Annotated in this window: 8 protein-coding genes and 1 tRNA gene; all 9 read left to right on the top strand. The window is 59.7% G+C overall.

Annotated features, from left to right (window positions below):
- The first annotated feature begins 1 nt into the window (after position 1).
- The gene (gene tuf, locus DFR34_RS05795) at positions 2-1,192 is read left to right on the top strand and encodes an elongation factor Tu (RefSeq protein WP_110390202.1); all 1,191 of its coding nucleotides are present in this window, start codon (positions 2-4) and stop codon (positions 1,190-1,192) included.
- 21 nt (positions 1,193-1,213) lie between these two features.
- Positions 1,214-1,289, top strand: a tRNA-Trp gene (locus DFR34_RS05790).
- A gap of 64 nt (positions 1,290-1,353) precedes the next feature.
- On the top strand, positions 1,354-1,707 hold the full coding sequence (gene secE, locus DFR34_RS05785) for a preprotein translocase subunit SecE (protein WP_110390211.1): 354 nt from the start codon (positions 1,354-1,356) through the stop codon (positions 1,705-1,707).
- A gap of 6 nt (positions 1,708-1,713) precedes the next feature.
- Positions 1,714-2,247 (top strand): transcription termination/antitermination protein NusG, encoded by a 534-nt coding sequence (gene nusG, locus DFR34_RS05780; protein WP_110390210.1) that lies wholly within the window; start codon positions 1,714-1,716, stop codon positions 2,245-2,247.
- A 110-nt stretch (positions 2,248-2,357) separates the two neighbouring features.
- Positions 2,358-2,789, top strand: a complete 432-nt coding sequence (gene rplK, locus DFR34_RS05775; protein WP_027824377.1) for a 50S ribosomal protein L11 — start codon at positions 2,358-2,360, stop codon at positions 2,787-2,789.
- Positions 2,789-3,490 carry a 50S ribosomal protein L1 gene (gene rplA / locus DFR34_RS05770; RefSeq protein WP_110390209.1) on the top strand — a complete coding sequence of 234 codons (702 nt, stop codon included), beginning with the start codon at positions 2,789-2,791 and terminating at the stop codon, positions 3,488-3,490. The genes rplK and rplA overlap by 1 nt, the downstream gene beginning before the upstream one ends.
- A 283-nt stretch (positions 3,491-3,773) precedes the next feature.
- Complete coding sequence (gene rplJ, locus DFR34_RS05765) at positions 3,774-4,295, top strand: 50S ribosomal protein L10 (RefSeq protein WP_110390208.1); 522 nt, start codon at positions 3,774-3,776, stop codon at positions 4,293-4,295.
- A gap of 47 nt (positions 4,296-4,342) precedes the next feature.
- On the top strand, positions 4,343-4,714 hold the full coding sequence (rplL, locus tag DFR34_RS05760; RefSeq protein ID WP_110390207.1) for a 50S ribosomal protein L7/L12: 372 nt from the start codon (positions 4,343-4,345) through the stop codon (positions 4,712-4,714).
- 187 nt (positions 4,715-4,901) lie between these two features.
- The gene (gene rpoB / locus DFR34_RS05755; protein WP_110390206.1) at positions 4,902-9,014 is read left to right on the top strand and encodes a DNA-directed RNA polymerase subunit beta; all 4,113 of its coding nucleotides are present in this window, start codon (positions 4,902-4,904) and stop codon (positions 9,012-9,014) included.
- Positions 9,015-9,021 lie beyond the last annotated feature (7 nt).

Genomic DNA, 9,021 nt, shown 5'->3' with positions numbered 1-9,021 from the left:
CATGGCTAAGGAAAAGTTCGAACGGACCAAACCGCACGTCAACGTTGGCACCATCGGTCACGTTGACCACGGCAAGACCACCCTGACCGCTGCGATCACCACGATCCTGTCGAAGAAATTCGGTGGCGAAGCCAAGGGTTACGACCAAATCGACAGCGCGCCGGAAGAAAAGGCCCGCGGCATTACCATCAATACCGCACACGTCGAATACGAAACCGAAAACCGTCACTACGCTCACGTGGACTGCCCGGGTCACGCTGACTATGTGAAGAACATGATTACCGGCGCAGCCCAAATGGACGGCGCCATCCTGGTGTGCTCGGCCGCTGACGGCCCGATGCCGCAAACCCGCGAACACATCCTGCTGTCCCGCCAAGTGGGCGTGCCGTACATCATCGTCTTCCTGAACAAGGCTGATCTGGTGGACGACGCTGAACTGCTGGAACTGGTGGAAATGGAAGTGCGCGATCTGCTGTCTTCCTACGACTTCCCGGGTGACGACACCCCGATCGTGACTGGCTCCGCCCGTCTGGCGCTGGAAGGCGACCAATCCGAATACGGCGAACCGGCAATCTTCCGTCTGGCTGAAGCCCTGGACACCTACATCCCGACCCCGGAACGCGCCATCGACAAGCCGTTCCTGCTGCCGATCGAAGACGTGTTCTCGATCTCCGGTCGTGGCACCGTGGTGACCGGTCGCGTTGAGCGCGGCATCGTCAAGGTCGGCGAAGAAGTGGAAATCGTGGGCCTGAAGGCCACCACCAAGACCACCTGCACCGGCGTGGAAATGTTCCGCAAGCTGCTGGACCAAGGTCAAGCTGGCGACAACGTGGGCGTGCTGCTGCGCGGCACCAAGCGTGAAGACGTTGAGCGTGGCCAAGTGCTGGCCAAGCCGGGCTCCATCACCCCGCACACCGAGTTCGAAGCTTCGGTGTACGTGCTGAGCAAGGACGAAGGCGGCCGTCACACCCCGTTCTTCGCCAACTACCGCCCGCAGTTCTACTTCCGCACCACCGACGTGACCGGCGCCATCTCGCTGAAAGAAGGCGTGGAAATGGTGATGCCGGGTGACAACGTGGAATTCAGCGTTGCCCTGATCGCCCCGATCGCCATGGAAGACGGTCTGCGCTTCGCCATCCGTGAAGGCGGTCGCACCGTCGGCGCAGGCGTGGTTGCCAAGATCATTAAGTAAGCGGTATACTCTACCCCTTTTAGGCCAGTAGCTCAATTGGTAGAGTATCGGTCTCCAAAACCGAGGGTTGGGGGTTCGAGACCCTCCTGGCCTGCCAAATAAGACTAACCGGCGACAACGCCGGTTAGTCTTTGCTGTATTGAAGCGAGCAAATTGTTTCCATGGAATCCCAGGACAAACTCAAGCTGGTTGGCGCGCTGTTGTGCGTAGTGGCCGGTGTGGCCGGCTTTTACCTGATCCCCGAGGGGCAGGGCGTGTTGCGCGTGCTGGCTGTACTGGCTGGTGTTGCCGCAGCCGGTGGCGTGGTGTGGCTGTCTCAGCCGGGCAAGGATTTTGTGCTGTACGCACAAGACTCTGTCGCTGAAGCCAAAAAAGTAGTGTGGCCGACACGCAAAGAAGCTACGCAAATGACCGTGATGGTCTTTGTGTTCGTCTTTGTGTTGGCGCTGTTCATGTGGCTGGTGGATTCCGGCCTGTCCTGGTTGTTCTACGACATTCTGCTCAAGCGAGGCTAATAAGCGATGGCTATGCGTTGGTATGTGGTTCACGCTTACTCGGGCTTCGAGAAGAGCGTGCAAAAAGCCCTGAAAGAGCGCATTGAGCGCGAAAACATGCAAGACCGCTTCGGCAAGATTCTGGTGCCGGTTGAAGAAGTGGTCGACATGAAAAACGGCAAGCGCTCGCTGACCGAGCGCAAGTTCTTCCCCGGTTATGTGCTGGTCGAGATGGAAATGACCGACGAGAGCTGGCACTTGGTGAAGAGCACGCCGAAAGTCACTGGCTTTGTTGGCGGCACCGCCAACCGCCCGGCGCCGATTCCGCAAAAAGAAGTCGACGCCATCATGCAGCAGATGCAAGAAGGCGTGGAAAAACCCAAGCCGAAGATTCTGTTTGAAGTGGGTGAGCGCGTGCGCGTGATCGACGGCCCGTTCACCGACTTCAATGGCGCGGTGGACGAAGTCAACTACGAGCGCAACAAGCTGCGTGTGTCGGTGCAGATTTTTGGCCGCGACACCCCGGTGGAACTGGAATTCAATCAGGTCGAAAAGCTCTGATCTTTTGATCTGACACTGTCGCAATACGATTTTTTTGAGGCAACCGCCTCGTATTAACTGGGCAGCAGGGCTGATAACCCTGCGTCATGACCCGAATCAGGAGCATTACTGTGGCAAAGAAAATTGTCGGCTATATCAAGCTGCAAGTGCCCGCTGGCAAAGCCAATCCGTCGCCGCCTATCGGCCCGGCTCTGGGTCAGCGCGGTCTGAACATCATGGAATTCTGCAAGGCCTTCAACGCCCAGACTCAAGGTGTTGAGCCGGGTCTGCCGATTCCGGTGGTGATTACCGCTTACGCGGACAAGTCGTTCACCTTCATCATGAAGACCCCGCCGGCGACCATTCTGATCAAGAAGGCCGCAGGCGTGCAAAAGGGTAGCCCGAAGCCGCACACCGACAAGGTGGGCAAGCTGAACCGCGCCCAACTGGAAGAAATCGCCAAGACCAAGCAACCCGACCTGACTGCTGCTGACATGGACGCCGCCGTGCGCACCATCGCCGGTTCCGCTCGCAGCATGGGTATTGAAGTGGAGGGCGTGTAATGGCTAAGGTTTCCAAGCGTCTGGCTGCCCTGAAAGCAACCGTGGACCGCAACAAGCTGTACGCCGTGGAAGAAGCCCTGACCCTGGTCAAGGGCGCCGCCACCGCCAAATTCGACGAATCCGTTGATGTCGCCGTCAACCTGGGCATCGACCCGCGTAAATCCGACCAAGTGGTGCGCGGCTCCGTCGTGCTGCCGCGCGGCACCGGCAAGAGCGTGCGCGTGGCCGTGTTTGCTCAAGGCGCCAACGCCGAAGCCGCCAAGGCTGCCGGCGCTGAAATCGTGGGCTTCGAAGACCTGGCCGACCAGATCAAGGGCGGCATGATGGACTTCGACGTGGTGATCGCCACCCCGGATGCCATGCGTATTGTCGGTCAACTGGGTCAAATCCTGGGCCCGCGTGGCCTGATGCCGAACCCGAAGGTTGGCACCGTGACCCCGAACGTCACCGAAGCCGTGAAAAACGCCAAGGCTGGCCAAGTGCAATACCGTACTGACAAGTCCGGTATCGTGCACGCCACCATCGGCCGCGCTTCGTTTGAAGTGGATGCCCTGCGCACCAACCTGGCTGCGCTGGTGGAAGCACTGGTGAAGGCCAAGCCGGCCTCTTCCAAGGGTGTTTACCTGAAGAAGATCGCCGTCTCCAGCACCATGGGCATTGGCGTTCGCGTCGATCAGCTGTCGCTCTCCGAGCAGGCTTGATGTATTTGACGGGCAGCGCCTTCTGTAAGGCGTTGCCCGTATCGTTTGCTTTGGGCTGATGCAGCATGCTGCGTCAGATTGTCAAAGACCGCAGGCGCCGAAAGGCTTAATCCGCATCACGTCGATGCATCCTGCGCAGATGGTGCACCCGAATGCAGGTCGTTTCTGTCCTTGCTGGCCACTCACTGGCCGGCATTGTTGAGACAACTCCTGAAATCAGGTCGCCGTTATCGTGGGGGGAAGGGCATTGCCCGACCCATTCCTCAACAACAGGAGGTAGACCTTGAGTCTCAATCTTGAAGATAAAAAGGCGGTAGTGGCCGAAGTGGCTGCCCAAGTGGCAGGCGCCCAGACCCTGGTTATCGCCGAATATCGCGGTATCGCGGTGAGCAGCATGACCAAGCTGCGCGCCAAAGCCCGCGAGCAGGGCGTGTACCTGCGCGTGCTGAAGAACACGCTGGTGCGCCGTGCTGTGGCTGACACCCCGTTCGCTCCGCTGGCAGACCAAATGGTTGGCCCGCTGGTGTACGCCGTGTCGGAAGATCCGGTTGCTGCTGCCAAAGTGCTGAGCGACTTCGCCAAGACCGATGACAAAATCATCGTCAAGGCTGGCGTGTACGATGGCAAGCTGCTGGACAAGGCCGCTGTGGCGCAACTCGCATCCATCCCGGGTCGCGAACAGCTGCTGGCCATGCTGCTGGGCATCATGCAAGCCCCGGTGTCCGGCTTTGCCCGCGCACTGGCAGCCCTGGCCGAGAAGCAAGCCGGTGGCGCAGAAGCCCCGGCCGAAGAAGCCGCTGCCTGAACCGATCATTCATTAAAGATTTAACTGATTTCTAGAGAGTAATAAACATGGCAATCACCAAAGAAGACATCCTCGAAGCCGTTGGCAACCTGACCGTGATGGAACTGAACGACCTGGTCAAGGCGTTCGAAGAAAAGTTCGGCGTGTCCGCTGCCGCCATGGCCGTGGCTGCCCCGGGCGCTGGCGCTGCTCCGGCTGCTGAAGAGAAGACCGAGTTCGACGTCGTGCTGCAAGCCGCCGGCGACAACAAGGTTGGCGTGATCAAGGTTGTGCGCGCTGTGACCGGCCTGGGTCTGAAGGAAGCCAAGGACCTGGTGGACGGCGCTCCGAAAACTGTGAAGGAAGGCCTGTCCAAGGCTGACGCCGAAGCCATGGTGAAGCAGCTGGTGGAAGCCGGCGCCAAGGCCGAAATGAAGTAATCGTCGTCACGACGATGCGGCAAAGGCTGGCGGAGAAATCTGCCAGCCTTGTTGCGCTTGTGTAGTGTGTTCTTTAAAGACCGGCGGCGGGCACATCCCCGCACTTCAAAGAAAACAAAAGTCAGCCTGTCGGCGCTGGCGTGCTGAGTTTTGTTTTCTTGCGCCACCCCACCTCGTTGGAGACTCTATGAGTTATTCGTTTACTGAGAAAAAACGTCTTCGCAAGAGCTTTGCGAAACGTGCCGGTGTTCTCGACGTCCCCTTCCTGTTGGCGACACAAATCGATTCGTATACCGAGTTCCTCCAGTTGGGCGTGCCGTTCGACAAACGCGAGAGCATCGGTCTCGAAGCGGCGTTTCGTTCCATCTTCCCGATTCACAGCCACAACGGTTACGCTCGCCTGGATTTCGTCCACTATGTGCTGGGCGACCCGCCGTTTGACGTGCCGGAATGCCAACTGCGCGGCATCACCTTTGCTGCGCCGCTGCGCGCCCGCATCCGCCTGACCATCCTGGACAAAGAATCGTCCAAGCCGGTGGTCAAGGAAGTGCGCGAAAACGAAGTGTACATGGGCGAAATCCCGCTGATGACCGGTAATGGCTCGTTCATCATCAATGGCACCGAGCGCGTTATCGTCTCCCAGCTGCACCGTTCGCCGGGCGTGTTCTTCGAGCACGACCGCGGCAAGACCCACAGCTCGGGCAAGCTGCTGTTCTCCGCTCGCGTGATTCCTTATCGCGGCTCCTGGCTGGACTTCGAATTCGACCCGAAGGATCTGCTGTACTTCCGTATCGACCGTCGTCGCAAGATGCCGGTGTCCATCCTGATGAAGGCACTGGGCTATAGCGAAGAGCAAATCCTGGCCGAATTCTTCAGCTTCGACACCTTCTACCTGACCGAAGACGGTGTTTACATGGAGCTGGTGGCCGATCGCCTGAAGGGCGAAGTGGCCAAGTTTGACATCGTCACTGCCGATGGCAAGACCATCGTGCAGAAAGACAAGCGCATCACCGCCAAGCATATCCGCGACATCCAGACCTCAGGCCTGACCCGCGTCGAAGTGCCGGCCGATATGCTGGTGGGCCGTGTGCTGGCCAAGAACGTGGTCAACCCGGAAACCGGCGAGCTGCTGGTGCGCGCCAACGACGAAATCACCGAAGAGCTGCTGGCCAAGCTGGACATCTGCGATGTGCGTCAGGTGGACGTGCTGTACACCAACGAACTGGACCAGGGCGCCTTCATTTCGCAGACCATGCGCAGTGACGACATCCAGGACCAGCTGCAAGCCAAGGTCGCCATCTATCGCATGATGCGCCCGGGCGAGCCGCCGACCGAAGAAGCCGTGGAAGCACTGTTCCAGCGCCTGTTCTTCAACGAAGACGCCTACGACCTGTCGCGCGTCGGCCGCATGAAGTTCAACCGCCGCATCGGCCGTGATGAGCTGGTGGGTTCCGGCACGCTGTCCCATGAAGACATCGTCGCCGTGATCAAGATTCTGGTGGACCTGCGCAATGGCCGTGGCGAAGTCGATGACATCGATCACCTGGGCAACCGTCGCGTGCGTTCGGTGGGCGAACTGGCCGAGAACCAATTCCGCGCCGGTCTGGTGCGCGTTGAGCGCGCCGTCAAGGAACGCCTGAACCAGGCTGAATCCGACAACCTGATGCCGCACGACCTGATCAACGCCAAGCCGGTCAGCGCCGCCATCAAGGAGTTTTTCGGCTCCAGTCAATTGTCGCAGTTCATGGACCAGACCAACCCGCTGTCGGAAGTCACCCACAAGCGCCGCGTGTCGGCCCTGGGCCCGGGCGGTTTGACCCGCGAACGCGCTGGCTTTGAAGTGCGTGACGTGCACCCGACCCACTACGGCCGCGTGTGCCCGATTGAAACGCCGGAAGGCCCGAACATCGGCCTGATCAACTCGCTGGCCATTTATGCCCGCACCAATGAGTACGGTTTCCTGGAAACTCCGTACCGCAAGGTGGTGGACAGCAAGGTCACCGACGAAATCCATTACCTGTCGGCCATCGAAGAAGGCCGCTATGTGATCGCTCAGGCCAACGCCGAGCTGGACGACGAAGGCCGCCTGATTGATGAGCTGGTCACCTGCCGTGAAAAGGGTGAAACCATTCTGGCCATGCCGGATCGCGTGCAGTACATGGACGTGGCTCCGAGCCAGGTGGTGTCGGTGGCGGCTTCGTTGATTCCGTTCCTGGAGCACGATGATGCCAACCGTGCACTGATGGGCGCCAACATGCAGCGTCAGGCTGTGCCTTGCCTGCGTGCCGAAAAGCCGCTGGTCGGTACCGGCATCGAGCGCGCCGTGGCCACTGACTCGGGCACCACCGTGGTGGCCCGTCGTGGCGGTCTGGTCGAGTATGTCGACGCCAACCGGGTGGTGATCCGCGTCAATGACGAGGAAGCGCTGGCCGGCGAAGTGGGTGTGGACATCTACAATATGACCAAGTACACCCGCTCCAACCAGAATACCAACATCAACCAGCGCCCCATCGTCAAGGTGGGTGACCATGTCGCCCGTGGCGACGTGCTGGCCGATGGCGCGTCGACTGACTTGGGCGAACTGGCGCTGGGTCAGAACATGACCATCGCCTTCATGCCGTGGAACGGCTACAACTTCGAAGATTCGATCCTGATTTCCGAGCGCGTGGTGGCCGATGACCGCTACACCTCGATTCACATCGAAGAACTGCAAGTGGTGGCGCGCGACACCAAGCTGGGGCCGGAAGAAATCACCCGTGATATTCCGAACCTGTCCGAGCGCATGCAAGGCCGTCTGGACGAATCCGGCATTGTCTACATCGGCGCCGAAGTGGAAGCCGGCGACGTGCTGGTGGGCAAGGTGACGCCGAAGGGCGAAACCCAGCTGACCCCGGAAGAAAAGCTGCTGCGCGCCATCTTTGGCGAAAAAGCCTCGGACGTGAAAGACACCTCGCTGCGCATCCCGACCGGCATGCAAGGCACGGTGATCGATGTGCAGGTGTTCACCCGCGAAGGCATCGAGCGCGACAAGCGCGCCCAGTCCATCATCGACGAAGAACTCAAGCGCTATCGTCTGGACCTGAACGACCAGATGCGCATCTTCGAAGCTGACGCCTTCAGCCGGATCGAACGTCTGATCGCCGGCAAAGTGGCCAATGGCGGTCCGAAGCGTCTGGCCAAGGGCAGCGAAATCAGCAAGGAATACCTGGACAGCCTGCCGTCCAAGCACGACTGGTTCGACATTCGCATGGCCGATGAAGACATCGCCAAGCAACTGGAGCTGATGAAAGAATCGCTGATCCAGAAGCGCGAAGAATTCGACCTGAAGTTTGACGACAAGAAGCGCAAGCTGACCCAGGGCGACGAACTGCCGCCGGGCGTGCAGAAGATGGTCAAGGTGTACATCGCCGTCAAACGTCGCCTGCAACCGGGTGACAAGATGGCCGGTCGTCACGGTAACAAGGGTGTGGTCTCCAAGATTCTGCCGGTGGAAGACATGCCGTTCATGGCCGATGGCACGCCGGTGGACATCGTGCTGAACCCGCTGGGTGTGCCGTCGCGGATGAACGTCGGTCAGATCCTGGAAGTTCACCTGGGCTGGGCCGCGCGCGGTCTGGGCAAGCAGTTTGACCGCATGCTGCGCGAACAGCGCAATGTGGCGGAAATGCGCGAATACCTGGAAAAGCTCTACAACAGCAGCGGCAAGTCGGAAGACATCGCCAACCTGACCGATGTGGAGATCATGGACCTGGCGCACAACCTGCGTCGCGGTGTGCCGTTCGCCACCCCGGTGTTCGATGGCGCCAAGGAAGAAGAAATCAAGCGCATGCTGGATCTGGCCTATCCGGACAGCGACCCGCTGTCGCCGCGCATGGGCTTCAATCCGTCCAAGACCCAGCTGCAACTGTACGATGGCCGTTCCGGCGAGCCGTTCGAGCGTCGCACCACCGTGGGCATCATGCACTTCCTGAAGCTGCACCACTTGGTCGACGACAAGATGCACGCCCGCTCCACCGGCCCGTACTCGCTGGTGACCCAGCAGCCGCTGGGTGGTAAGGCGCAGTTTGGTGGTCAGCGTTTCGGTGAAATGGAAGTGTGGGCGCTGGAAGCCTACGGCGCCGCCTACACCCTGCAGGAAATGCTGACGGTGAAGTCGGATGACGTGACCGGCCGGACCAAGGTTTACGAGAACATCGTCAAGGGCGAGCACAAGATTGATGCCGGCATGCCGGAATCCTTCAATGTGCTGGTGAAGGAAATTCGCTCGCTGGGTCTCGACATCGACCTGGACCGCTACTAAGAACTTG

Source organism: Rivihabitans pingtungensis (assembly GCF_003201855.1).
In the GTDB taxonomy this organism is placed as follows: Bacteria; Pseudomonadota; Gammaproteobacteria; order Burkholderiales; family Aquaspirillaceae; genus Rivihabitans; species Rivihabitans pingtungensis.
This window is presented reverse-complemented; position numbering and strand designations above follow the sequence as displayed.